The 24,791-nt window shown below is 48.0% G+C and carries 34 protein-coding genes and 1 riboswitch; of the genes, 2 read left to right on the top strand and 32 right to left on the bottom strand.

Annotation, left to right across the window (positions count from 1 at the left end):
* Positions 1-53: 53 nt before the first annotated feature.
* The 17 genes from HMPREF0980_RS16950 to HMPREF0980_RS16870 form a co-directional block, all read right to left on the bottom strand.
* Positions 54-686, bottom strand: a complete 633-nt coding sequence (locus HMPREF0980_RS16950; protein ID WP_049730352.1) for a hypothetical protein — start codon at positions 684-686, stop codon at positions 54-56.
* Positions 643-1,881, bottom strand: a complete 1,239-nt coding sequence (locus HMPREF0980_RS16945) for an ABC transporter permease (protein WP_049730246.1) — start codon at positions 1,879-1,881, stop codon at positions 643-645. The genes HMPREF0980_RS16950 and HMPREF0980_RS16945 overlap by 44 nt, the downstream gene beginning before the upstream one ends.
* On the bottom strand, positions 1,881-2,759 hold the full coding sequence (locus HMPREF0980_RS16940; protein WP_049730245.1) for an ABC transporter ATP-binding protein: 879 nt from the start codon (positions 2,757-2,759) through the stop codon (positions 1,881-1,883). The genes HMPREF0980_RS16945 and HMPREF0980_RS16940 overlap by 1 nt, the downstream gene beginning before the upstream one ends.
* Before the next feature lie 73 nt (positions 2,760-2,832).
* A complete protein-coding gene (locus tag HMPREF0980_RS16935) occupies positions 2,833-4,095 on the bottom strand; it encodes a HAMP domain-containing sensor histidine kinase (RefSeq protein ID WP_049730244.1) in 1,263 nt (420 codons plus the stop codon).
* On the bottom strand, positions 4,083-4,757 hold the full coding sequence (locus tag HMPREF0980_RS16930; protein WP_049730243.1) for a response regulator transcription factor: 675 nt from the start codon (positions 4,755-4,757) through the stop codon (positions 4,083-4,085). The genes HMPREF0980_RS16935 and HMPREF0980_RS16930 overlap by 13 nt, the downstream gene beginning before the upstream one ends.
* A gap of 104 nt (positions 4,758-4,861) precedes the next feature.
* Positions 4,862-5,182 carry an MGMT family protein gene (locus HMPREF0980_RS16925; protein ID WP_049730242.1) on the bottom strand — a complete coding sequence of 107 codons (321 nt, stop codon included), beginning with the start codon at positions 5,180-5,182 and terminating at the stop codon, positions 4,862-4,864.
* A gap of 19 nt (positions 5,183-5,201) precedes the next feature.
* Positions 5,202-5,633, bottom strand: coding sequence for a hypothetical protein (locus HMPREF0980_RS16920; protein ID WP_049730241.1), 432 nt, complete (start codon positions 5,631-5,633; stop codon positions 5,202-5,204).
* A 140-nt stretch (positions 5,634-5,773) separates the two neighbouring features.
* Positions 5,774-7,252, bottom strand: coding sequence for a ribosomal protection-like ABC-F family protein (abc-f, locus tag HMPREF0980_RS16915; protein ID WP_049730240.1), 1,479 nt, complete (start codon positions 7,250-7,252; stop codon positions 5,774-5,776).
* A 316-nt stretch (positions 7,253-7,568) separates the two neighbouring features.
* Positions 7,569-8,771 carry a putative hydroxymethylpyrimidine transporter CytX gene (gene cytX / locus HMPREF0980_RS16910; protein ID WP_049730239.1) on the bottom strand — a complete coding sequence of 401 codons (1,203 nt, stop codon included), beginning with the start codon at positions 8,769-8,771 and terminating at the stop codon, positions 7,569-7,571.
* Positions 8,771-9,598, bottom strand: coding sequence for a bifunctional hydroxymethylpyrimidine kinase/phosphomethylpyrimidine kinase (thiD, locus tag HMPREF0980_RS16905; RefSeq protein ID WP_049730238.1), 828 nt, complete (start codon positions 9,596-9,598; stop codon positions 8,771-8,773). Before thiD ends, cytX begins: the two co-directional genes overlap by 1 nt.
* Positions 9,599-9,707: 109 nt before the next feature.
* On the bottom strand, positions 9,708-10,370 hold the full coding sequence (locus HMPREF0980_RS16900) for an HAD family hydrolase (RefSeq protein ID WP_049730237.1): 663 nt from the start codon (positions 10,368-10,370) through the stop codon (positions 9,708-9,710).
* On the bottom strand, positions 10,367-11,008 hold the full coding sequence (gene thiE, locus HMPREF0980_RS16895; RefSeq protein ID WP_049730236.1) for a thiamine phosphate synthase: 642 nt from the start codon (positions 11,006-11,008) through the stop codon (positions 10,367-10,369). The genes HMPREF0980_RS16900 and thiE overlap by 4 nt, the downstream gene beginning before the upstream one ends.
* Complete coding sequence (gene thiM / locus HMPREF0980_RS16890) at positions 10,995-11,816, bottom strand: hydroxyethylthiazole kinase (RefSeq protein WP_049730235.1); 822 nt, start codon at positions 11,814-11,816, stop codon at positions 10,995-10,997. Before thiM ends, thiE begins: the two co-directional genes overlap by 14 nt.
* A gap of 64 nt (positions 11,817-11,880) precedes the next feature.
* A riboswitch (TPP riboswitch) is annotated at positions 11,881-11,990 on the bottom strand.
* Positions 11,991-12,062: 72 nt separating this feature from the next.
* Positions 12,063-12,566, bottom strand: a complete 504-nt coding sequence (greA, locus tag HMPREF0980_RS16885) for a transcription elongation factor GreA (RefSeq protein WP_049730234.1) — start codon at positions 12,564-12,566, stop codon at positions 12,063-12,065.
* Between the two features lie 74 nt (positions 12,567-12,640).
* Positions 12,641-13,282, bottom strand: a complete 642-nt coding sequence (locus HMPREF0980_RS16880; RefSeq protein ID WP_049730233.1) for a cyclase family protein — start codon at positions 13,280-13,282, stop codon at positions 12,641-12,643.
* A gap of 110 nt (positions 13,283-13,392) precedes the next feature.
* On the bottom strand, positions 13,393-13,605 hold the full coding sequence (locus HMPREF0980_RS16875) for a helix-turn-helix domain-containing protein (protein WP_049730232.1): 213 nt from the start codon (positions 13,603-13,605) through the stop codon (positions 13,393-13,395).
* Between the two features lie 14 nt (positions 13,606-13,619).
* Positions 13,620-13,802 (bottom strand): hypothetical protein, encoded by a 183-nt coding sequence (locus HMPREF0980_RS16870; protein ID WP_147629857.1) that lies wholly within the window; start codon positions 13,800-13,802, stop codon positions 13,620-13,622.
* A 347-nt stretch (positions 13,803-14,149) separates the two neighbouring features.
* Between HMPREF0980_RS16870 and HMPREF0980_RS16865 the strand changes: the two genes are divergently transcribed.
* Positions 14,150-14,521 (top strand): desulfoferrodoxin family protein, encoded by a 372-nt coding sequence (locus HMPREF0980_RS16865; RefSeq protein WP_049730230.1) that lies wholly within the window; start codon positions 14,150-14,152, stop codon positions 14,519-14,521.
* Between the two features lie 49 nt (positions 14,522-14,570).
* Entirely contained in the window at positions 14,571-14,732 is a 162-nt protein-coding gene (gene rd / locus HMPREF0980_RS16860; protein WP_049730229.1) for a rubredoxin, read from the top strand.
* Positions 14,733-14,737: 5 nt separating this feature from the next.
* Here the strand turns inward: rd and HMPREF0980_RS16855 are convergent, their stop codons facing one another.
* From HMPREF0980_RS16855 to HMPREF0980_RS16785, 15 genes are all read right to left on the bottom strand, one after another.
* Positions 14,738-15,415 (bottom strand): Crp/Fnr family transcriptional regulator, encoded by a 678-nt coding sequence (locus tag HMPREF0980_RS16855; protein ID WP_049730228.1) that lies wholly within the window; start codon positions 15,413-15,415, stop codon positions 14,738-14,740.
* A gap of 15 nt (positions 15,416-15,430) precedes the next feature.
* Complete coding sequence (locus HMPREF0980_RS16850; RefSeq protein ID WP_049730227.1) at positions 15,431-16,117, bottom strand: LiaF transmembrane domain-containing protein; 687 nt, start codon at positions 16,115-16,117, stop codon at positions 15,431-15,433.
* Positions 16,118-16,124: 7 nt separating this feature from the next.
* On the bottom strand, positions 16,125-16,577 hold the full coding sequence (locus tag HMPREF0980_RS16845; RefSeq protein ID WP_049730226.1) for a LytTR family DNA-binding domain-containing protein: 453 nt from the start codon (positions 16,575-16,577) through the stop codon (positions 16,125-16,127).
* A gap of 109 nt (positions 16,578-16,686) precedes the next feature.
* The gene (locus HMPREF0980_RS16840) at positions 16,687-16,950 is read right to left on the bottom strand and encodes a hypothetical protein (RefSeq protein ID WP_049730225.1); all 264 of its coding nucleotides are present in this window, start codon (positions 16,948-16,950) and stop codon (positions 16,687-16,689) included.
* Between the two features lie 11 nt (positions 16,951-16,961).
* Positions 16,962-17,339: an SHOCT-like domain-containing protein gene (locus tag HMPREF0980_RS16835; protein WP_049730224.1), complete on the bottom strand. Its 378-nt coding sequence runs from the start codon at positions 17,337-17,339 to the stop codon at positions 16,962-16,964.
* A 40-nt stretch (positions 17,340-17,379) separates the two neighbouring features.
* Complete coding sequence (locus tag HMPREF0980_RS16830) at positions 17,380-17,745, bottom strand: DUF2089 domain-containing protein (RefSeq protein WP_049730223.1); 366 nt, start codon at positions 17,743-17,745, stop codon at positions 17,380-17,382.
* A gap of 120 nt (positions 17,746-17,865) precedes the next feature.
* Positions 17,866-19,218 carry an MATE family efflux transporter gene (locus HMPREF0980_RS16825; RefSeq protein ID WP_049730222.1) on the bottom strand — a complete coding sequence of 451 codons (1,353 nt, stop codon included), beginning with the start codon at positions 19,216-19,218 and terminating at the stop codon, positions 17,866-17,868.
* Between the two features lie 156 nt (positions 19,219-19,374).
* Positions 19,375-20,031 (bottom strand): ABC-2 transporter permease, encoded by a 657-nt coding sequence (locus tag HMPREF0980_RS16820; RefSeq protein ID WP_049730221.1) that lies wholly within the window; start codon positions 20,029-20,031, stop codon positions 19,375-19,377.
* Positions 20,031-20,876 carry an ABC transporter ATP-binding protein gene (locus HMPREF0980_RS16815; RefSeq protein ID WP_049730351.1) on the bottom strand — a complete coding sequence of 282 codons (846 nt, stop codon included), beginning with the start codon at positions 20,874-20,876 and terminating at the stop codon, positions 20,031-20,033. Before HMPREF0980_RS16815 ends, HMPREF0980_RS16820 begins: the two co-directional genes overlap by 1 nt.
* A gap of 5 nt (positions 20,877-20,881) precedes the next feature.
* Complete coding sequence (locus HMPREF0980_RS16810) at positions 20,882-21,253, bottom strand: GntR family transcriptional regulator (protein WP_049730220.1); 372 nt, start codon at positions 21,251-21,253, stop codon at positions 20,882-20,884.
* 165 nt (positions 21,254-21,418) lie between these two features.
* A complete protein-coding gene (locus HMPREF0980_RS16805; RefSeq protein WP_049730219.1) occupies positions 21,419-22,018 on the bottom strand; it encodes an ATP-dependent Clp protease proteolytic subunit in 600 nt (199 codons plus the stop codon).
* Positions 22,015-22,434 (bottom strand): helix-turn-helix domain-containing protein, encoded by a 420-nt coding sequence (locus HMPREF0980_RS16800; RefSeq protein WP_049730218.1) that lies wholly within the window; start codon positions 22,432-22,434, stop codon positions 22,015-22,017. Before HMPREF0980_RS16800 ends, HMPREF0980_RS16805 begins: the two co-directional genes overlap by 4 nt.
* 460 nt (positions 22,435-22,894) lie before the next feature.
* A complete protein-coding gene (gene rpsI / locus HMPREF0980_RS16795; RefSeq protein ID WP_006444354.1) occupies positions 22,895-23,287 on the bottom strand; it encodes a 30S ribosomal protein S9 in 393 nt (130 codons plus the stop codon).
* A gap of 28 nt (positions 23,288-23,315) precedes the next feature.
* A complete protein-coding gene (gene rplM, locus HMPREF0980_RS16790; protein WP_049730217.1) occupies positions 23,316-23,744 on the bottom strand; it encodes a 50S ribosomal protein L13 in 429 nt (142 codons plus the stop codon).
* Positions 23,745-23,906: 162 nt separating this feature from the next.
* A complete protein-coding gene (locus HMPREF0980_RS16785; RefSeq protein WP_049730216.1) occupies positions 23,907-24,698 on the bottom strand; it encodes a nitroreductase family protein in 792 nt (263 codons plus the stop codon).
* Positions 24,699-24,791 lie beyond the last annotated feature (93 nt).

The raw sequence follows: 24,791 nt of genomic DNA, 5'->3' as shown, positions 1-24,791 counted from the left end.
CGGAGCAGACGGCTATCTACTTTACTGGCAAGCGGGAAAGCGGCTGTGTAAGGTTACTGGCCAGCGGATTGCCGCCGGCTGCGCAGGGCAACTCCGGCCGTTATCATGACTACTCCGGCTATAAGCAGATATATCTTTTCTTCATAGCTTCCTCTTGCCATGGAGAAGGGATAGAGCATCTTCAGATATCTGTCACCGCTCCCCATAGCCACGATGTAGTAAAATATCGGAACCATATACCCGATGACAAGGTTGTCAAACAGCCCGTAGCACAGAATCCCAATGCCTCCAAGGAAGAGCATCTCCGCCAATGTTCCTCCGAAATATTTTATAAGGTCCATCTGGCAGTTGTTGTTATCAAGCATCCACATGTAGATGCCGAGGAATACTCCCATTGCAATGACCGCTTCCACGATACGCACGAGATATACCGATGACGCCTTCACGTATTTGGAATACACTAAATCCCGCAGGTCCTTATTCTGCTCCGGAAGAAATACCGGAGTCAGAAGTATGATACCTGTCAGTGCTACATACATTTCCAGAACCTTGGCCGTATCCGGTGCCTCAAGGTTTGATACGCCGAGAACGAGTGGGGAAAGGAACAGTATCGCAGCGGTTACAAGCAGATGTGGCAATATATTATGCTTTAGATTTATTTTTCCGATTTGCAAATATTTTTCCATGGACATCCATCTTCCCCCTTCTTTTTTTCGCATAAATCCATACTGTGACTGTAACAAGTACTATAGATATGACTGCATACAGAGTCCGGTTTGCCGCAAGCTGCGCAAAGTTATCATGAAAGCCGCTGTAGTTGCCCACGGTATTATGTCTCGGTACAAAATTCCAACCATACATTCCGCCACTCATGCCTGACATGCTGCTGAAGATGGATATGAACCACCAGATTCCCTGCACGAGCACGCCGAGCGCCGTATCTGTCAGGACGGTCAGAACGAGCCCGACTGCCGCAGCCGTCATAATGGACGGCAGGAGCCAGCCAAAGCTATATTTGACAAAAGCAAGATAGTCGATGGATATCCCGGCCTCCGAAGCATATCGGATACTTTCTGCCAGCGGGAAGCATGACAGAACAAGCACTGGAATCATAAGCATAACAACCATCGCCAGATAGCGGCTTATGATAATTGCTGCCGAAGATGCTTTCCTTACGGCTATCAGTTCCTGCATCTTTGCCCGCCGGTCTCTTAAGCACCGTGTTACCGCCAGGAATACCGGAAGTATCGACAGCATGACGCTCATATAATCACAGAAAAGCCGGGCATAGCCACCTGTCAGGCGGTCCTTTTCTACCAGCGTATCATATTCCTCCATGGCATCCTCATACGTCATCTCTACCATGGCATTAGATTTCAGCATATCTTTGCCGTAGCTGGAACCCCCGCCCAGTATGTCGTCCACTTCCTGCATCAGCTTTTGAAAATGCTCATAGGAAAGTCCTCTGGCAGGCGGAACCGCCAAGCCGGTCATAATCATGCCGCCTGTATTATAGTGCTCCGCCATCAAGCCCTCTATTACTTTCATATCCTTGATTCCTGCTGTCTCTTCTAATATTTCCCCGATTCTTCTGTTCTCTTCCTCATCGGGCTTTACAGACTTGTGGAATCCGATTGGATACGTACTGTATGTTTCTCTGTAATATTCTTCGGCCAGTCTGCCAAGCGTATTTTCCATTATTGTCTGTTCGTCATCGCTGTATTTGACACCGTAACTCTCCTGCCCTTTTACAGGTTTGCCTGTAATATTGATATCTCCAAGCTGGGAGAAAAAGAATAACGAAAGTATGATGACCGTAAGCCAGTAGATAAGGCTTCTTACCGTCTGGCTGCATTCTTTGGCAAATAATGACCTGAACATTATTCCTCCCCCCTCTCGCCGCGCATCAGATACATATATGCATCTTCCACTCCCGCCTCTACACGATGGGCGGATGAAAACGGAGCCCTGTCCGCCAGAAAGCGGACCATGACATTATTGCCAAGCGTCAGCATGCTTGTCACGATATACTTTTTCTTTAGCTCAGACAACTCTGTCCTGCTGATCTCGGCAGAGTATACTTTTCCTTCCGCCATGGCCGTCAGTTCAGCCACAGACCCATGATACAGGATCTCTCCTTCATTCAGCACTGCAATCTGCTCACACGTGGCCTCGATATCACCTACGATATGGGTTGACAGGATGACGATTCTCTCCTCGGCAATCTCGCACAGCAGATTCCGGAAGCGCACCCGCTCTTCGGGATCCAGCCCCGCGGTCGGTTCGTCAACTATGAGCACCATCGGATTGTGGAGAATCGCCTGGGCGATGCCGAGCCGGCGCTTCATCCCCCCCGACAGTGCCTTTACCTTTTTCTTACGGTCGTCCAGCAGATTTACCTTGCGCAGAAGCCCAGGTATCCTGCTATTGCGCTCCTCCCTGCTCAGTCCTGACAGCACCCCCAGATAGTCCATAGCTTCATATACTGTCATATTCGGATACATGGAGAATTCCTGTGGGAGATACCCTGTCATGCTGCGTATTCTGGCCGCATTCTCCACCGGCGTTCCACAGATACTTATCTTACCCTGTGATTTTGGAAGGAGAGTTGCCAGCACCTTCATCAGCGTCGTCTTCCCGGCGCCGTTTCTGCCCAGAAGCCCAAACATCCCCTTTCCAATCGTCAGATTGACATCTTTTAATGCCTGCTTCTTACCATAGAACTGGTTCAAGTGTCTTATCTTAATCTCTGTATTCATTTAGCCGCACCCTTTCTCTGTCTTTGATGCTCTTATCATAAACAGGAAATCACTATATTCTCCCTATAAAAAATTAAGATTCTCTATATACATTATAAAGACAATTGAAAGAGGCCGTGACTACAGCACCGCCGGAAATACTGTTCGCGATGCTTAAGGTTCCTCCATGCTTCTCACACAGAAGCGAGCAGATATGGAGGCCGATTCCAAAATGCTCTTCGTTCTTCCCATGCTCCCTGTAGTATGGCAGCAATGCCTTCTCCAGATCTTCTTCTGAAAAACCAGGCCCGTCATCCGCCACGGTCAGCAGAAGCTCTCCACCTGCACCGGTATATTCCGTTGACACGCTGATCTTATGCGACGCGTACCGTATCGCGTTGGACAGCAGATTTTCAAATACTTCCGCCACGATATTCTTATCTGCATATATTTTTCTTACGGCTTGTACCCCTTCACCATGCTTGAAGCTGATCTCTATATCTTTTATCTGGTTCAACGCAAAGATAATCTCGTCAATCTCTGCACAGATTTTGGAGACACTTGTCTCCTCGATGTTTACGGGCCGTTCTTCCATGCTTCGTATGCCCTTCATCGTCCTGCTGAACTGTTCCAGCCTGTCCAGGTGGGATGTCATGAGTTCCAGCGTATCGATCATCTTCTGTTCGCTCACTTTCCCTTCCGGTATATATCTCGCAAGGAAACCCGAATATCCCTTCAGCACTGTAAGCGGCGTCCTCAGATCGTGGGCAAACGCAGCATTGAGCTTCTTCTGGCTCTCAATCATCTGCCAGAGCTCTTCTTTGTTATGGACAAGCACCTCCCGCATGCCGTCAAAAGAACGGCAGAGCTGTCCCATCTCATCCTCGCTGTCATAGTGTATATGGATGTCCAGGTTATTCTGCCGTATGGCCTCGGCCCCTTCGCTCAATATGACGAACGGATGCTTCAGGCGGTTCCTGTAGAAGAGAAAAACTGCAGCCACCGTACCTGCGAACCCGTAAATAAACGGGCACCAGACACGCAGGGTATCCAGCAGCTGCATGAGCCGTCTGTCATGGTCCCGGAATCCGTCAAAACTGTCCGCCCAGACGTGCCATCCGGCCGCTATGGACCAGTCCGGCCACAGCGGCACGTCATTCAGGCTCTCTTTCTGCGTCTTATCCGCATACTCGTTCCATATGATGCTTTCAAAGCGGTAGCAGACTGTCATCGTGGCAAATGACAATACGGCCGTGGCAATTGCCGCTGCCGCAATATAGGCAAGCATCGCTTTTCTGAATGAAAGGTTGCGTACCCATGTCTTCAGCCTGTCTGCCTTTTCTTCTATCCAATCCATTTATATCCCACTCCCCACACGGTCTCAATATATGGTTTCTCCGTATACGCCGCCAGCTTTGCGCGGATACGCCGCACGTGTTCCGTGACTATGCTGCTGTCCCCTGTGCCGTCATAGCCTCTCGTCCTCTCATACAGCTGGTCCTTGCTGAACACCTGTCCCGGATTCATGGACAGGAGCTCTACGATATCAAATTCCATCTTCGTAAGGTTGATTCGGGCGCTGTCATAATAGACGCTGCGCTCGCTGTAATGTACTGCCAGCCTGTCGGCCAGCAAAATGGAGCCATTGACACGCTTCCTCTCTTCTCTTCTAAGATGGGCCTCCACCCTGGCGCCGAGCTCGTCGATGGCGAAGGGCTTCATGATATAGTCGTCTCCTCCAAGCTTGAGGCCATTGATTCTGTCCTGCTCCTCCACCTTCGCGGTCAAAAAAAGAATAGGGCATGATATATGTGCACGTATCCTTCTGCACACTTCAAAGCCGTCGATTCCCGGCATACTGACATCCAGCAGTATGATATCCGGCCCGCGTGACAGCTTTTCCAGCGCCTCTACTCCATTCCTTGCTTCTATTACTTCATAGTCCTGTAGTTCAAAATAATCTTTCAACAGCTGTATGATTCCTGGTTCATCATCAGCAATCAATATCTTATATCCCATAATCCCTGCCCCTTTTTAATAGTCAATTACCCGGAACCGTTTTTTAAACATCCGGCTCCGGGTAATTATAACACAGAAATCACTATATTTTCTCTACACATATCTTAGAATATGCGTTTCTTCCACTGGTATCTCTCCATGTCTACTCTGCCGTCGGCAAGCGCAACGCCTTCTTTTTCAAGCAGCTCAACCTGCCGGTTAACGCCGTCGGACAGGAATGCATCCGATACGCGGCCCTCCTTCGTCACAACCCGGTGGCACGGCAGATCCGCCGAATCAGGAACGATATGCAGCGCGTAGCCTACCACCCTGGCCCACCGCCGGTTCCCTGCAAGCTCCGCTATCTGTCCGTAAGACGCTACGTTCCCTTCCGGTATCTGACCGACCACATCGTAGATTTTCTCAAAGATGTTCTTCTCTTTCAATTTATCTCACTTCCGTATACTATAAATATTTTTTCAGTTCTTCCAGGTTATGCTCTTCCATCTTCTGAAGCTCTTTCATAAGAGATATGATATCCTTCTCCGCCTCCCCTTCATATTGGTGCAGCTGTTTCGTCGCCTCCACGATGCCCATGTTGCTTCCTTTGATGAGCATATCTGCAATATGGGATGACGACTTGTCTATCAGCGTCTTCATGTTGATCATCAGGTAGGAAGTGATTTTCTCCATCCCCGGAATGCCTTTCTCGTCATAGCCGTTCTCATTCAGCATCTTCTTTGCTTTTGTGTTGATGTCCTGATAGCCGCCAAGCTGCTTCTCCAGGCATTTTCTGAACCCTTCATTCTCCACGATCTCAAGCAGCTGCTTTAAAGATTCGATTCCCATCTGTGTATTCTGGTAAACATAATTTAACATTTCTGCGTTTCCATTCATATGCGTATCTCCGCCTTTCCACTTTTTAACAGTAGTATTGGCAGACGGCGTGACTCTTATACGCTTGCGACGGCTGACACTACTAAAATACTATACCAGATTTCCCTTCATGCCAAGTCTTTCAAGACATTTTTTTATAGTCAGAATGTACAGACATGCGTCGCTATCTTTTCGCGGAATGCCTCATCATGTTCTACAAATATCATTGTCGGGCCGGCATTGAGTATGAGCTCTTCCACCTGTATGCGAGACAGTACATCGATATAATTAAGTGGTTCGTCCCAGACATACAGATGCGCCTGTTCGCAGAGGCTCTTTGCGAGCAGCACCTTTTTCTTCTGTCCGGCGCTGTAGTCGGATACATCTTTTTCAAACTGGATTCTTTCAAGATCCAGCTTGCGCAGCATCGCCTTGAACAGGCTTTCTTCTATTTCATAATCGTCAGCCAGCTCTTTCAGGCTTCCTCTTAGATAAGAAGCGTCCTGCGGCACGTAAGATATTTTAAGGCCGCTCCCGATCTGCACTTGTCCGCCACAGGTGATGTCCTCGCCTGTGAGCCTCTTTAAGATGCTCGATTTGCCGCACCCGTTTCTCCCGGACAGACAGATTCTGTCCCCAAGTCGGATTTCAAAAGAAATGCCGCTGCACACTTCCTTCTGCCCATACCGGACAGACACGTCTCTGAATTGCGCCAGCCGGTCCGTATGATACTGAAGCGGATACAGCTTCAGCTTCTCTGCTGTTTCAATGTTCTTCAGCAGCTTTGACTTCTCTTCCAGTGCAGAATACTGCCTTCTCTCCAGCACCTTAGACCGTTTCATCATCTTTGCCGCCTTATGGCCGATGGCGCCGCGGTCGGGGCGCAGTCCTGCCACACGCTGCCCCTTCTTGGTCTTTTCTACTTTGTCGGACCAGTTTTCCGTCTGCTTCGCAGCTCTTGTAAGGCGTTTGATTTCAGTCTTCAGCTTCTCATTCTGTTCCATCTCCATTTGGTCTCTCGCTTCCTTCCCTGCGTACCAAGTGCTGAAGTTCCCTTTCTGTACCTCGATATTCTGCTTGTTTATGGACAATATATGGTCGGTACAGGCGTCTAGAAAATGCCGGTCATGGGATACGAGTATATATCCCTTTTTGCGGTTCAGGTATCTGGCCACCGCTTCCCTCGCACTGTTGTCCAGGTGATTGGTCGGCTCATCTATGAGCAGAAATTGATTGTCCCCAAGGAACAATGCCGCAAGCAGCACTTTCGTACGCTCACCATGGCTGAGCGTACGAAACTCCCGGTATAGCACGTCGTCCGCCACTTCCATCAGATTCAGCTCCCGCATCATCTCCCAGAGCTGTATGTGAGGCTTCCTCTCCTGTACGATATCAATTGTCATGCGGTCCGGGTCATCCACTTCGTAAGGGAAATATTCAAAATCCACGCTGGCTGATATCGTTCCTTCATATTCATATTTACCGAGCAGCAGATTTAGAAAAGTCGTCTTGCCGCGGCCGTTCCGCCCGACAAATCCAAGTTTCCAATCCGTGTCTATCTGGAAAGACACCTGTTCAAATATACTGTCATAGCTGCTTTCATAAGCAAAGCTAAGGTCTGTTACGTTAATCATCGACATATGCATGTACCTCCTATTCAAAAGGTCCGATTCATTTCAATTGTGACTAATAGAAAAAGCTGCAGGAAAATACATTCCTACAGCCTTCTATACGCAGCTCAATCCCCCGGCGGCCAGGCCGGAAGATACCAGTATATGTTATAGACGGATGGATGCATCAACTTTCCTGCTCTGTGCATAGCAAAGAGAAACGATATGCGGGTATCGTCTGACAGCCTTTTCTATGCTTATACATTATTAGCAAAAAGTTGAATTCATCCTTTCATCTCCCATCTGTTACAATCTGCTGTGATTATATCAGATACATCGTGCCAAGTCAATCATCTAATGCGGACAGTGTTCCCGCATCTGCATCTCTCTTTGTCATCTTCTTTGCGGCAATTGACAACAGGACCGTTATCACCATACAAGGCAGCGTGTTCCCTGCCGGCATATCCATGTCCATAAGGATACGGTACGCGATAAATCCGGCCAGCCAGACGAGCAGACTGGATTTATCCGCCTGCATCTTGCTGCTGTCTCTTTTCAGCAGGAAAAAGTCCGCTATCTGTATCGCTATCATCGGAGCAAACACAGACCCTATCAGGTAGAGGAAGTCCGTGATATTATCCATTGGAAACAGAATGGCGGCGGCGGTTCCGATGGCTGTCACGACTGCCGCCACATGCTTTCCGTTCAGCCCAGGCAAGACAGATTCGCTGGATACTCCTGCGGAATAGGCATCCAGAAAGGTGGTCGTTACCGTAGAGAAGATAACGATTATGAGTGCGGCGACACCAAGACCGGCTTTCAGCATAATCTGGGCGATGTCATACTCGCCTGTGTATAAGGCCGCTCCCATGCCGATCACATACATCCAGCAGCTGATGATACCGTATACGACGGCACTTACGGCCGTCGCTTTTACCGGCTTTCGGGCCTCCCTCGTATAATCGCTGATCAGCGGCAGCCAGGACAGCGGCATCGCTACGGACAGCTCCACAGCCGCGCCGAACGTCATTCCTTCTGCTGAGATAATTCCTGCATGAGCGCCGCCGAAGAATATGACCTTGCTCAAGATAAGCGTCAGCACGAAAAGAGCGGCCATAGCTACCGTGTTGATCTTTCCAAGGTTCGTAATGCCGATGGCAATCCACAGCAGGATGAGCGCTCCTATTATGAGACACCATATCCACGCGCCTGTATTCGTCACTCCGTCTGCGGCCAGCGCCCCGTCATATATCATGATAGCAGTCCAGCCCGCAAGCTGCAGTACATTCAGAACAGAGAACAGCAGGCTTCCCTTCTGTCCGAAGCTCATCTTAACCGTCTCCATGGCGCTCTTTCTTGTCCTGGCTCCGATCAGCCCCGCAAAAAAGAGCATCGTACATCCGATGATATGGCCAAGGAGGATGGCTGCCAGCCCTTTCCCGAGCCCGAGAGGTGCCAGATACGTGCCGGTAAGGATTTCCGCAATGGAAACTCCTGCGCCAAACCAGATCAAACCGTTTTCAAAGATAGAAGTTCGTCTCTTTTCCATTACAGCCATACCTCCTTATCTTCACCCAAGGTCTCGATAAACTCGCTTTCCAGGTCAAACGCGTGGTTCATCGGGCCGCTTCCGTGCCCGAGGTCCAGCATGGCGGCAAGTGCACCTGAGATATACGCCTTCGCCCGCTCCACTGCCGCCTCCATGCCATATCCCTTCGCAAGGTTGGAAGCGATGGCGCTTGAGAGCGTGCAGCCGGTACCATGGGTGTTCGGATTATCAATATGCCTCCCCCTGAACCAAAGGCATCTGCCGTCCCGGTACAGAAGGTCATTGGCATCATGCAGCTGATGTCCTCCTTTACAGAGCACGGCGCAGCGGTAGGTTCTGCCGATATATTCCGCGGCAGCCGCCATATCCTCTTCTGTCCTTACACGCATTCCAGAGAGGACTTCCGCCTCCGGTATATTAGGAGTCAGCACGTCTGCCAGCGGAAGGAGCGAAGTCCTGAGCACCTCTATGGCATCGTCACTTATGAGCCTGGAACCGCTCGTTGCTACCATGACAGGATCCACAACCACACGTTTAGCCTCATACTTCTTCAGCACGGCGGCAATCACCTTGATAAGCGGACCCGCCGATACCATCCCTATCTTTACCGCATCGGGACGGATATCTGTAAATATATCGTCGAGCTGTTCTTCTAGAAATTGCGGGGTTACTTCCATTATCCCTGTTACGCCGGTCGTGTTCTGCGCAGTAAGTGCGGTTATCGCACTCATGGCATATACGCCATTCGCAGTCATCGTCTTAATGTCTGCCTGGATGCCGGCGCCTCCGCTGGAATCACTTCCAGCGATTGTTAATGCTGTTCTCATTTCTCTTCCTCTTTTCTTCGTAATATCTCCTCATGACAGCTGAGGGTGTGTGTCTAGCATTAATTTTATATAGCGGCTGAAGGTGGTGCCCCCAATCAGCCGCTTCACATCAGCATACAGATGCTGAGTTCCAAAATGTATCAAAGTCTCTGTATTCCTTTATGTATATATGTGCCTTCCGGCGAATCTCTTCCTGCCTGTGTCCGCTTGAAGCGTCGTATACCCCAACGGTTTTAAAGCCTGATGCAGCGGATGTTTCTATCGCATGCAATGCATCTTCAAACACGAGAGTCTCTTCCGGCTTTGTCCCCATGCAGAAGGCCGCCTCCAGATATATTTTCGGCTCATCCTTTCCCGCACCGGTCTCGGTACATGTAAATATCTTGTCAAAATATTTCTCAACTCCAAGGCGGAGGAAAGCGGCCTCCACAAGATACCTGTCGCTGGATGTAGCCGCCGTAAGCCGTACCGGCTTTCCCTTAAGATATGCAAGGAAGTCCTCCGCCCCCCGCTTGAGCTCTGCCTCATACAGGTAGAACTTCTCGATCTGTCTGTTGATTCCATCCGCAATGACCGTCGTGCCCTCTGGAATCTGATATGTCTCCTTCAGGTAACGGGCTCCTTCCTCCATCGTCATGGAAAACATCTTTTTTCCAAGCGCTCGTTCCGGAACGATGCCTCGCGACTTTAGATAGCGTTCACCTGCTTCGTCCCATACAGGCATAGAATCGAGAAGCGTTCCGTCTATATCAAATATCGCTCCCTTAATCATACTTCCACCATCTTCTCAGCAGCAGTCCTCAGCTCCCTGGCCGCCCCTCTGATATCACCGGCGCCAAATATCGCACTGATGACCGCAACGCCGCATATTCCGCTGCCGGCGAGACTGTCTATGTTATCTTTATCAATTCCGCCTATGGCGATGACCGGAATCTTTACCGCCCTGCAGATATGATTGAGCGTGTCATGGTCCACCTCCACGGCATCGGCTTTGGAACCGGTAGCGAATACTGCTCCGACGCCAAGGTAATCCGCACCCCGCTCTTCGGCAAGCAGCGCCTGCTCTACTGTCTGTGCAGATACTCCGATGATCTTGTCCGGTCCGAGCCTGTCCCGTACATCTCCTGCCTCCATATCACTCTGCCCCACATGTACTCCATCCGCATCTATCGAGGCGGCTATACCTACGTTGTCATTAATGACAAACGGAACGCCATATCTTCTGCACATCTGCTGCACCTCTTCCGCCTCCCGCAGGAACCGGCCCTCATCCAGATTCTTTTCTCTCAGCTGAATGAAGGTCGCCCCGCCTTTTATCGCCTCTTCTACCTGTCCGGGAAGCGTATCTGCCCCAAGCCATCTTCTGTCCGTCACTGCATACAGCAGCAGACTCTCTCTATCGCACTTCATACTTTGCTCCTTCGTCCAGCGTCTTTCCATCCATGTTGTATACCGCGTCGATAATCCGGTTCCGGTACGTGGCATTTCCTTCCCCTTCCTGCATATGTCTCCATCCGATTTCCCCGGCGAGTCCCATCGTGCACACAGCGGCGGCAGCAGCTTTCAGCTTCTGCTCCTTATTAGCAGCTGCAAATGCCGTCATCATGCCGGACAGCTGGCAGCCGGTCCCTGTAATCCTTCCCATCTCAGGGCGGCCATTACGTATCACGTAGCAGTCCGAGCCATCACTTACAAGGTCGATGGCCCCTGTCACGGCTGCAATACAACCCGCTTTCGCAGCAAATGCTTTTACAAAGGCTATGGCATCCTCCAAGTTCTGCTCCGTCACCGCGTCAGCCACATCTGCATCTACACCTTTCGTACTGCCGCTTCCGTGCGCCAGCGTCTTAATCTCAGATATATTGCCCCGGATGACGTCAAAACTTATCTCCTGCATCAGCTTCAACGCAGTCTCTGTGCGGAGGCTGCCCGCACCGGCACCTACCGGGTCCAGCAGCGCGACGTGCCCCAGTTCCTTCGCCTTCTTTCCCGCAATGAACATGGCTTCTATCGTCCTTTTGTTGAGCGTTCCGATATTGATATTCAGTCCACTGCAGATGGAAGTGATATCAATTACGTCCTCCGCCTCATCCGACATGATCGGGCTTCCCCCGCAGGCAAGGAGCACGTTAGCCACATCGTTGACCGTTACATAGTTCGTGATGTTATGTACGAGCGTGCCCTGTCTTCTCACCTCGTCCAAACAGATTCCCAGCATTTTTCTTCCTCCTTTGATATTAAAATAGTAAAAACGGATATGCCAAAGTCTGACATATCCGTTAAAAATACTCACGCTATATCCCTACGTTGGCATTATCCAAATCAGGTTACGGGTCAAAGCACTGACAGCTTACTCTCAGCCCGCTTTCCGCGAGCCCCCCTTGTTGCTATGTTGTTTTTACATCCTTCATTATACTACGTTTTCCAGAATTTGCAACGGAAGATTGAGACAGGAAAGAAAAAATCAGAACTTACGTATCTCGTCCCCGCTCTCATCCGTCGATTTATCAATAGCTCTTACAACGATGTAGTATCCCTCCTCTCCGTTCGTCTTCACCTTGACCCGGTCCCCTGCCTTATGTCCAAGAACCGCCTTCCCGAGCGGAGACTCTATGCTGATACGCCCTTCCAGAGAATTGCCGCGTACGCTCGTGACGAGCCGGTACGTCTCTGTCTCGTCATCTTCTTCAAAATAGATTACCACCGTATTGTTGATTCCGACTTCATCCTCACGAGACTTATCCGAGACGATTTTTGCGGTCTTCAGCATCTTTTCCAGGTATCTGATGCGGCTTTCGTTCCGATTCTTGTCCTGCTTCGCCGCCTTGTATTCAAAATTCTCGCTCAGATCCCCCTGGGCTCTGGCTTCCTTCACTGCCTCCAGCTCTTTTTTACGCACGACAAGCTTGCGGTATACTATCTCTTCCTTTATTTTGCTTACGTCACTTTCTGTCAACTGTTCTCTCAAAAGAATCTCCTGCCTTTCTCACTGTTCATCTTTACTATTGTATCGCCGGAGATGAGAATTTGTCCAGTTTTTTATCAAATATGTGCTATCGCCCGGACAGGTGCGCCATCCGCACATTCATACTTCAAAGGAAGTGCGATAAAATCTACGAGCCCGGACCCAAGTTCTCCCAGACGGCAAAGGTTCTCTATGATTACCATCTGGTTCGTCCCAAGAAGCACCTTATGCGCCGGAAGCTCTCTGGCGGCTGCCGCATCGATGCTCATCGTATCTATACCTACTCCTTTTTTTCCGGTCCTGGCAATATACTTTGCCGTTTCAGCCTCCAGCCCCGGAGAATGTCTCATGTACTTCTCCTGTCCCCAGAACTCTTCCCAACCTGTCCAAAACAGCAGAAAATCAGCTGCATCCGCCAGCTCTCTCACCGGTTCTATGTATTTACATGTGATATACTCGCCCTCTTTGATTCCGGTGCAGTCAATGACCGCTGCTTTGCCCAGGAACTGGGCCGCCGGAAAATGTTCCAGCGTCTTTCCCTTCGCAAACAGATGGGCGGGCGCATCCATGTGAGTGCCCGTGTGGGAGGTAAGCGTCAGAGCAGTTTCCCTGAAGCCGTCATTTCCATAGCCGCACAGACTGCCGAACCTTGGCTTCGGCGTCCCCGGCCACACTGGAGTATCTTTGTCTAACGTATAGGTAAGATCGATAATTTCCACAGATTATCCCTTCCTTTCTGCATGACATGTACCTGTTGGCAACAACAATCCAACAGGTATATTTTACCAGCCTTTTATTAAGATTGCGGGACTTAAATCTTAAAGATTTATTATTTTTCATCCCTTTCATATTCCAATATGTCTCCGGGCTGGCAGTCCAGCACATCACAGATGGCCTCAAGCGTAGAGAATCTTATCGCCTTTACCTTTCCCGTCTTAAGGTTCGACAGGTTCACATTAGAGATGCCGACCTTATCTGACAGTTCGTTCAATGACATCTTGCGGTCTGCCATCATCCGGTCAAGCCGTAATATTATCGCCATTCCTCTACCTCCTGCTATATAAGCGTATCGATTTTTTTCTGGTATCTAAGACCATATTTCATAATCTGGCTGACGAGAATCAGCACAATACCACCTATAAACGGCCACCCGTCCACAAATATACCCTTTGTAGAAAACAGAAGAAAGTTAGGCATTGCATAGTTTGGAAAAAACGGGAACAAAACTGCACCTGCCACGAATAATATTCCTATAATCAGAAAGCATCTGATCATCCTGTCTGAAAATGGCTTCCTGCTTTTTTTTATCTTCATAAGCATAAAGAAGAATAAAGATAACGATAACCAAAATACGAACTGCCAGTAGAATCCATTTTAAGCTCCTTCCTCAAGCTCTATTCCTCCTTTGCCCGTTAAAGCTTCTAAAAACATAGGAATTATTTTTATTGAAATTTATATTTTCGCCTTATTAAAATCCAAAACTTTAGGATTTCGTAACAAATGTTACGGAAATCATTTTCGTTTTTATGTATTCTATTATCAGAAAGAACATAAACTAAATGAAATAAAATGAAGGAGGTTTTTACATGGGAAATTTTTACAAAGACCAGAACTCTCAAAATATATTTTTGGAACTTGTTTCAGCCACGGAGCAGAATAAAGCACCACAAATCGAGGAACTTACTGCGAACACGACGGATGCGGCACAGGAAAAGCACGTACCTGTCGTAACCATCAATGGAAACAGTGTAGAAGTATCCATAGGTTCTGTCTCACACCCGATGCTGGAGGAGCACTCCATCACTGTCATCTTTATCGAGACGAGGATGGGCGGACAGTACCGCAGGCTTACCCCAGGTGAAGAGCCAAAAGCTGTCTTCACGCTGGAGGACGGGGACGAATTTATCGCGGCCTATGAATACTGCAATCTGCACGGACTTTGGAAAGCCGGGGCGTAGCCCTTCTTTATACTATAATGATAAGAAAGATAATATGGAGGTAGTTAAAATGAAAAAATATTTATGTGAACCATGTGGATATGTGTATGATCCTGAGGTCGGAGATCCAGACGGCGGCATCGCGCCGGGAACCGCATTTGAAGATATCCCGGACGACTGGGTATGCCCGATCTGCGGACTCGGAAAGGATGTATTCATCGTAGAAGAGTAACTTTTTTACATCCCTTCCAGCTCGTCCTGAAGCAGAGCAAAATCTAGGATATGGACGTGATTTCTTCCTGTAATATTAAGGATTCCTCTATCCTGCATCCAGGATAATTCTCTTGACAGAGAAGGCCTTGTAGTGTTCAGATATGCTGCAAGGTCTTCTCTGTTCATGGGAAGTCTCATTTCCTCCCGCCCCGCACTTAAGTCTGTCAGGTAGCAGGCTATCCGCTGCCTCAGTGTCCCGCACGTAAGCAGATGGATTTTCTTAGCATTCTTCTCTGCCTCCTGGGCAAACAGCCGCATCATGTTGAAGATAATCCTGCTGTGGTGGGCGCAGTTCTTTTCACACGTACTGTAGAAGAAGTGTCTCGATACCGCCAGCACTTCCGTCTCTTTTCTCGCAGCCGCAAAATACGCATAACTCTCATGTTCCAGGAAGAGGTCCACTTCGCCAAACCCCTGCCCTTCCCTAACAAAATCCACATAGTTCTGCTTTCCAAGCGCATTTATCTGGCCAAGCTCCACTTCCCCCTCCAGGACAAAATACAGGTGTTCCGGCGTATCTTCCTGCCGGAACACATATTCATCCTTTCCATACGTCTTTACAAATGCTTTGGAACAGAGAAGGCTTCTCTTTATCTCGTCTTCTGTCAAATTCTGAAACAGGCTGAGCTTTTCAACTTTCATCGTCTGATCCCTCTTTTATACGTATATGATTTCGACCCCGCCGAAGCTCACTTTACCCGTCAGCTTTACGACCGGTCCCCCTGAGGAATGATTACTGTTCTTCTCATCGATGCCTCCAAAAGCCGCACTTGCTTTGTTGACCACAGTCCAGTTCCTCGGAACATATAGTTCCACACCGGCAAAGGATACATCCAGATGAAGTACTGCCTCCCCATTCTGGATCACGGCATTGTCAAAGTACACCTTAAGCGAGCCAAACGCACAGTGAAGATTAGCGCTCTGGAAATCATCAGAATTGACATATTTGATGCTCCCGGAAAATGTCGTGGAGAACTCCATCTGCGCGCAATCCACCGTCTCTACGGATTCCCCGCTGTCTATGTGATGATGATAATAGCTCCGCCTTGGATGATATAAAAAGCTGCACCCAATACTTCCGAGGAGCGCCGCTGCGAGTACCGGCCACGGAGTTATGGCCTCTATGCCCAGCGGGCCCGCATAAATGATGCAGAGGAATGCAATGGAAAACAACACTCCTGTTATGCTTCTGTGGACGACGCTTTTTATGAGACAGGCCACAAAAAATACAGTGAGCAGAAGGCTGAATACTCCTATGTCACCGAGCACGCCCATACGGCTTACTATCAATAAGATACCACTTACGATAAAAAATAATCCCCAGAATATTCGTTCTTTTTTCATAATATGTCTACCTCTTTTCTTCTAATCGGTCTTTTAACGGCTTGTAGTAATACCTGGAAACATATGCCTGCTTATGTGTTCCCTGAAATTCTACCGTGCATGAAGCCGGGAGCGACTTGGTCATGGAATAGATCTTCCTCGTGTTGAGGATTGTGGATTTGGATACTCTCATAAAGAATCCGGGCAGTATCTCTTCCAGTTCATACAGTCTGTATTTCGTCCTGAATATTTCTTTTCTCGTGTGAGCATGTACTTCGTTCTCCTCTGTCTCAAAGAACAGTACATCCTCAATCGAAAGATAATAAGAAGTATCCCCTTTATAGAACACAAGCCTCTGTTCCATGGATACGATATCCGCGACTGCCTTCTGGATTTTCTGTACTTCCTCATCCAGCGAGCTGCTTCGGATAATAATCTCTGCTTCTTTTAAATTGTCCTCAATCTCAATTCGTATCTTCATCTGTCCCTCTCCCTGGTCCTATATAACCATAATGAGGTCCGAAAGTAAACCTTAATCCGGCAAGTGGTAATTATTTGCACGTAAGTGGTAGATAAGTCCTCCTGTCATATCACAGCCTGATGGATACGAACGTGCCGTCCTTTGCTTCCACATGTACGACTTCCAGCCCCTTGTTTTCCCTCAGCACATCCATGCACTCTTCCACGATCATAATCAGATTCTCCCTAGTGGCAAGGCATGCGTACGGTTCGGGGACATCGCTTAACATCTTGTCGATGGCAGGCTGGGGAATCCTTTTTATAATGTACCCGGCCATTCGCAGCGGAACCGGCATACGGAGGTTGAGCCCTTCCGTCCTTATAATTATTTTCATATACCTGCCCTCTACTTATCCACATATATTCTCACTCTCGTTCCATCTGAAGCCTCCACGCTGATAAAGTCGCCCTCTATCTCGCTGTCCAGGCACTCGGATATGGCATCCATCATCTCTTCCAGATTCACTCCCTGCAGGTCTTTCTCCGGAATCGGAAGCCGCCCCGTCACCTTTAGTATCTTTTTAATAGCGCCGACCGGGAACTGTATGTTCACCTTGTCACCGCTGCCATCCACGATGATGCGGAACATCTTCTTATCATAATTCATCCTGGCCGGCGTCTGTTTCGTCTCCTCCACTCCCATTGCATTCATAAGTTCCGCAGCCTCTTCTGCTGTAATCGTACCATCCTCTACCATCTTTAAAATTCTTAATTTTTCATCCATAATAATGCTCCTTTCCTATCCTTTCATTTCATTTCTATTCTCATTTCAACTTCCGTATCGCTTCTTCTGCCGTTATCTGGCCCTGCTCCAGCGCTTTCAGCACGGCCTCGCGCTTCTGCATCTCTTCATCCTGGCCGGCATCTCCCTCATATCCAAGCTTCTTGATGACACCATCGAGCTTAGCCCGGACTGTCGGGTAGGAGATGCCCAGTTCCTTTTCCACTTCTTTGATGTTACCTCTGCACCGGATAAATGTCTCGGTAAAATACAGCTCTTCACCGGAGAGGTAATCAAATTTGCTCAATGTAAAATCATTTTCTATCACCGTATCGCATTCCGCGCATTTCAGGCGGGTCACTTTCAGCTCTCCGCCGCATACCGGACACTGGCTGATTACCTTTTTCATACGTCCACTTCCTTTCTCATATTACTAATATATCCCTATAAATCAAAAATGTCAATATTATAATTAATTATTTTAATTTTTATATTGACATTTTTAATATTATTATTTAATTTTACTATTTTATTCTTTACTGTCCAGCTTACGCAGGAACGAGATGGCGAGCGGCGCAGATATGAGGAATGCCAGGATGTCGGCTGCCGTCTGCGCCGTCTGCACGCCTCTCAGGCCAAATACCGCAGGCAGGACCAATATGAGTGGAATAAAGCAGATGCCGCTGCGCAGCGACGACAAGAACGAAGCCTTCCCGCTCTCTCCCACGCTCTGGAACATCATATTCGTACATACCGCCGCCGGCTGGAAAAAACACGCGATACACTGGCACCGCAGGGCGAACACGCCAATCCGGATAACTTCCGGGTCATCACGGAATACTCCTATCACCTGCGATGATACGAGGAGGCATACTGCAGCCAGAGTGCCGATAACCACCTCTCCGGCCGCCGCTGTGAACCAGAAGCCTTTTTTGACCCTGTCATATTTTTCTGCACCATAGTTAAATGCAGCAACCGGCTGGAATCCCTGGCCAAGACCGAGACCGACAGAGAAGATTAGCATACAGATTCTGTTGACGATGCTCATGGCGGCTACAGCGGCATCTCCGTATACTGCCGCCTGGTGATTCAGCAGCAAGGTGGATATGCTCCCCAATCCCTGCCGGATCAGGCTTGGGAAACCGGTGGTGATGATGCGTGCCACATCATGAATGTCCTTTGTTATGAGCCGCACCGAAAGTTTGCTGTCTGTCTTTCCTGCCAAAAACATAGCCAGAAGAATCAGGAAGCTGATCATCTGCGAGATTGCCGTAGAGAGCCCCGCTCCGGCCACTCCCATGTTCAGCCCGAACATAAGGAGCGGGTCGCCTGCCATATTGAGGATTCCCCCGGCGGTGAGGCCGACCATGGCATAGGCTGCCCTGCCCTCATACCTGAGGATATTATTCAGCACACAGCTTCCTGTCATGAAAGGCCCTGCCAGCAATATGTAGAACCCGTACTGCTTCGCGTACGGCAGTATCGTCTCTGTACTTCCGAGCAGACGCATGAACTGTGTCAGGAATGTGATACCGCAGGCACCTATCACCGCGCCGGCCGCCATGGACAGAAAGAAGCTTGTCGATGCAAATCTGCTGGCACTCTCAGTATCTTTCTTGCCAAGCTTTCTTGATATGATGCTCCCGGCTCCGTGCCCGAACATAAAGCCAAATGCCTGCAGCACGGCCATCAGGCTGAATACGACACCTACCGCCCCGCTTGCGCTCGTGCCAAGCCTGCTGACAAAATAGGTATCTGCAGTATTGTATATGCTCGTAATGAGCATGCTCACCACCGTCGGAATACCGAGCTTAATTATCAGGTTCGGTACCGGAGTCTTTGTCATCTTGTCATACTGGGCGGTCTCCTGACCTTCTCCCATATCAATTCCCCCTTTGGCTGTCACGATTGGATAGAAAAAACTTCTTCCTGTGCAGCAGTACCGCACAGGAAGAAGCATTATACAATTATCGGCCACGCCGTCTCCACCAATCCATATTTAACTATATTATACACTAGTTTATTCCGGTATGCACCATTAGAATTCCTTCTTTTTCATAATACCCAGAGAAATGTTATATGATATCACTGCCAGCACACAGCAGACGGCTGCTGATGCCGCGACAATTTCTCCTGTGCCTGCCGTTGTAAATCTCATAAGTACAGTGTCAATATCGATACCAATCCTACCTGCAATCTTCACCCCTGCATATGCTGACAAGAATATGATTCCCATTGCCCCCAGCATAGCTATCCTGCCCTTTTCTGCCCCAAATTTCAACTGTATCGGAAGGATGATGAGAAGAAATACCAGAAACAGCGCCAGATATATGCAGGCCGTGGCAAGCCAAGACGTCCAGTCTATAGCCTGCTTTTTCCACATCATATAGGCAGATACTACGGCCGTTGCAACCGTCCATGCCGTTCCCCCGAGCAGAAGGCCGAATATATATTTCTCTCTTACATACTTCTTCCGGCTGATGGGAAGGCTGAACAGAAAAGCCATCCCATTGTCATATTCGTCATAGCTGATGGAGCTCAGTGTAAACATCGAGAATACAAAAGTCGTGTAGCTGATTACGAAGGACGGTTCCTCGCTCGTAAACATCAGCATGGCACCTACCAGACAGACGATGAGGAAAAAGTGCTTCTGGTTTTTTAACAATCTGATATCTTTAATTAATAAGCCTTTCATTATGCTTCACCCCGAATCATTATTGTAATTGCTTTGTCAATGCTTCCTTTTTCAATCACTATCCCCGGATAGTTCTCCATATAGAACTGCTTCTGGGCAGTCAGGCAGCTCACGCCAAACCCTTCTTTCTTCCAGGCCAGTATATGTTCCTTATCCAGCTTTTCATATTGTTCGTCTGTCAGCTTCAGCACGCCGTATTCATCGAGCAGTACATCTGTCTCCTCGTGGAGTATGATCTTCCCTCCGTCAATCATGTACAGGTCATCGCACAATCCTTCCAGATCACTGGATATGTGGGAGCTGATAAGGATAGCACGGTCTCCTGGCTCCATATATCCACGAAGCAGGTCCAGAAGCTCATCCCGCGCTATCACATCCAGTCCTGCCGTCGGCTCATCCATGATGAGGAGGCGGGCGTCATGGCACATAGCGCTGATTACCTGCAGCTTCGCCTTCATGCCTGTAGAGAATTCCTTTATCTTCTTGTCGAACGGAATATTGAACTCTTTGCACAAGTTCTCAAAAGCTGCCCGGTCAAATCTGCGGTAAAGGCTGTTCATTACCGGTATGATATCTTTTACCGACAGGTAACCGCTGAATCCCGAATCAGAAAGCACGACGCCAATCTGTTCCCGGTCATCCTGGGTGAGCCGGTCGTTTGCCTTTCCAAGCACTGCAATGCCGCCCGCGTCTACATCTATCAGATTCAGTATCGCTTTAAAGGCCGTACTCTTGCCGGCGCCATTGGGGCCTATCAGCCCGGTCACCCTTCCTTCTTGGACCTGTAGCGAACAGTCAAGTTCAAAGCCCTTATAATGTTTTTTCACATGTTCCATCTTCACCAGCATAGCTATTCCTCCAAGATAATTTGAAATAATTCTGTAATTTCTTTATGATTCATCCCACAGCTCTTTCCCTTCCGGATTGCCGCTTCCAAATCGGCTTCTACCTCTCTGCGTTTTTCCTCCAGCATTAGTTCCTGGTTGGCACATGCCACAAAGCTTCCTTTACCATGGACAGTAACGACAAATCCTTCCTGTTCAAGGGCATCATATGCCTTTTTTACCGTGAGCGCGCTTACTCTCAATTCTTTGGACAGGACGCGGACAGACGGCAGCATCTCATCTTCCTTTAATGTACCTCTCATGATCATCGCTCTGATCTGGGTGACAATCTGTTCATATATGGGCTGCATGGATGAATTATTTATAATCAACTTCATGTCATCCCTCCTTGTATAAACAGTATATAACAGTGTGCATCTGTTGTCAACTGTTATATGCTGTTTACTTTATATTTTACAGGTATAGCAAAAGCCGCCTGTGCAGCGCGAAGCTGCACAGGCGGCTGTGCCATATGAAGAACAAGGGAACGAGGATGGCAGACCTTATTCGTTACTGTTCTTAGAGATAACGGAATCAATCAAACCATACTCTAATGCCTCCGCTGCACTCATGAAATTGTCTCTTTCAGTATCCCGCTTGATTTCCTCTATTGTATGTCCGGTATTTTCTGCCAATATACGATTTAGCCTCTGCTTGTTTTTTTGAATATGTTCAGACATTATTTTTATATCACTGGCCTGACCCTTGATACCATTGCCATGTACAGCAGGCTGGTGTATCATAATTTCCGAATTGGTTAATGCCATACGTTTGCCATGCGTACCACCTGCCAGCAGGAACGCGCCGAAGCTTGCCGCTAGTCCCACACATATGGTTGAAACGTCACATCTGATATACTGCATGGTGTCATAAATTGCAAATCCCGCCGATACAGAACCGCCCGGGCTGTTGATATACAGCTGAATATCCTTGTCGGGGTCCTGCGCTTCGAGAAAAAGCATTTGTGCTACGGCCAGACTGGCAGAAGTGTCGCTGACTTCTTCTCCTAGAAAGATAATTCTATCTGACAATAGTCGTGAAAAAATATCATAACTCCTCTCTCCACGGCTCGTCTGCTCAATAACATAAGGTATTGTACTCATGCTGCAATCTCCTCGACTTTAGTATTGTGTTTGTAATATCTGAAGATAGAAGCACAGCTCATAGAAATCTGGCTCTGTATCGGCAGGAAAACCCCCATATCCCTGTAAACTTTAGGGGGATATAGATACACCTGCTTAAAAGCATATGAGAATGATTGCTGTGTATCATATCCTGCATCATAGGCAATCTCTATGATTGGCTTATCTGTTTTAACCAGCTTTTCTGCGGCCACCGTCAGCCTGCGATTTTGCAGATACTTATGAATCGTGACACCTGTATATTCTGCAAAAATCCGGTTCAGATAGAATTTCGAATAGCCTGCTTTTTCGGCTATATGGTCTAAGTCAAGTTTTTCCTCCAAATTCGTTTCTATATAATCTATGACTTCTTGTACAACATCTTTTTGCTTTTCCATTATATCGCCTCCCTATGCCTTTTAATATTATAACAAGTTCTGGGGAGCGTGTCTTAATAAAAAATGCTGTAGCCTTTCAGGCCGAACAGGCCGCAGACCCACAAACTTGATGTCTGCGGGTTTACCATGCAATAATACGCTCATATGTGCGCATACTGTCACCAAACCATATATTATGCTATCTTTTCCACCGCCATCAGTAATTCATACAGTGTGTCCGGGTCAATATCCAAACATTTCGTATTATCTCGGCTCCCCTGATATCCCATGCCAATGTATCATTCATCACTGTACAGGCCTCTTTAAAAACAGAGATATCTTTCAATGGAAATGTTTTCATTCTATAGCATATATAGTTGACTATATATGCTTGACAATATAAGTTTACCACCGTTATCACCCAAAAAAACCCACAAACACAATGTTTGTGGGTTTACCATGCAATAAAATATGCAATTGATTATCTCTTTGAGAACTGTGGAGCGCGACGTGCTGCTTTGAGACCGTATTTCTTACGTTCTTTCATACGAGGATCACGTGTCAGGTATCCGGATTTCTTAAGTACCGGCCTGTAATCTGCATCTGCCTGCAGAAGTGCTCTTGCGATACCGTGGCGGATTGCTCCTGCCTGTCCGGTGTAACCGCCGCCCTTTACATTGACGATGACATCAAACTTACCGTCCGTCTCTGTTGCAACCAATGGCTGGCGTACGATGACCTTCAAAGTCTCAAGACCGAGGTATTCGTCGATGCTTCTTTTATTTATTGTAATGTTGCCTGTTCCAGGTACTAAATATACTCTTGCGATTGATTTTTTTCTTCTTCCTGTTCCATAGAATTTTGCGTTAGCCACTTTCTATATCCTCCTTTCAAACCTTCCCTTAAAATTTCAGCTCTTCCGGCTTCTGAGCCTGCTGCTCGTGCTCAGGTCCGGCGTATACGTGAAGCTTTTTAATCATTGATCTTCCCAAAGGTCCTTTTGGAAGCATTCCCTTTACAGCAAGTTCAATCACTTTTTCCGGTTTCTTATCCATCATAACTTCTAATGTAGTCTCTTTGAATCCTCCTACATAGTCGGAATGGTTATAATACATCTTCTGCTCCATCTTCTTGCCTGTCACTTTGATGTCTTTTGCGTTTACTACGATTACATAATCACCTGTGTCGATGTGCGGTGTGAATTGCGGCTTGTTCTTTCCTCGTAAAACCTTAGCTACTTCTGATGCTAAACGTCCTAATGTATATCCCGCAGCGTCAACTACATACCATTTTCTTTCAATCTTGTCTGGATTGGCCATATAAGTCTTCATTGGTTAACCTCCTGTGATAATTAACATCCAATTAAAATTATTATATTCAGAAGTCAGTTTGCTCCGGGGCTTTGGTTCAAACTGATTCATCTCATGTCATACTGCTTTATTATATTATACGCACCCACGTGTGTCAACCTCTTTTTAACCTTTTTATGCCATCTATTTCCAGATAATGTCAGCTTTTTTCCGGGGCGCGGTCCTTCTGTATGTAACAGCCGGATAGCCGAGCAGCATGCAGCAGGAAATACGCTTGCCGCCTGTCTGCAGCCACTCCTGAAGGATGCGGCTGCTGCTGATTACCCGCATCATATACCCGCTGTACAGCGCTCCCATGCCCTCCGCCACGGCCATGTTTTCAATGTTCGCCGCGGCAAGCCCTCCGTCCAGCGGATTGTCTGAAGCAATCACGAGAAACGCAGGCGTGTTGAAGAAGAATGTGTCATCTTCGGGATTCCGTTTCCATTTTATATAGAAGTACTCGAATGTCCTAGCATATTCCGGCGCACTTTCTTTCAGGCTTTCCAATATAGAAGGCATCTCCTTCCAGACAAGCTCTTTGAACTCATCCAGCCTGTCTTGGATAAACACGTATGTACACGCCTGGCGGTTCCTTGCCGTCGCAGTATAACGGCCTGCGCTGAGTACACGTTCTGCCTTATCCCGCCCGATTTTCTCCGGCTTGAAGCTGCGGATGCTTCTGCGGAACTTTACCGCGCGCAGATAATGGCCCGCATCTACGGTGAACTTTTCTTTCTCGTATTCCTCTACCTCAGCCATGTCATACTCCGGGATGGACACTGCATTTACAGGACAGACGGCGACACAGTGTCCACAGTGCAGACAGTCTTTACATACAGCTGCCTTCCCTTCCGCTATCTTAATTGCATTGGCCGGGCAGTCTCTCTTACAGGCGCCGCACCCGGTACAAGTTTCATAATCAATGTGTATCATCTGATATCAACCTCCTGAAATCATTCAACAATATAATAACATAAATATCCATATTTCGCCATTTCTTACTGCATTTTCTCTCGTTGTCCTTTG

The sequence above is a fragment of the Dorea sp. D27 genome, from assembly GCF_001185345.1.
Lineage (GTDB): Bacteria > Bacillota > Clostridia > Lachnospirales > Lachnospiraceae > Extibacter.
The sequence above is the reverse complement of the archived record's forward strand: the minus strand, read 5'-3'. Positions and strand labels throughout refer to the sequence as shown.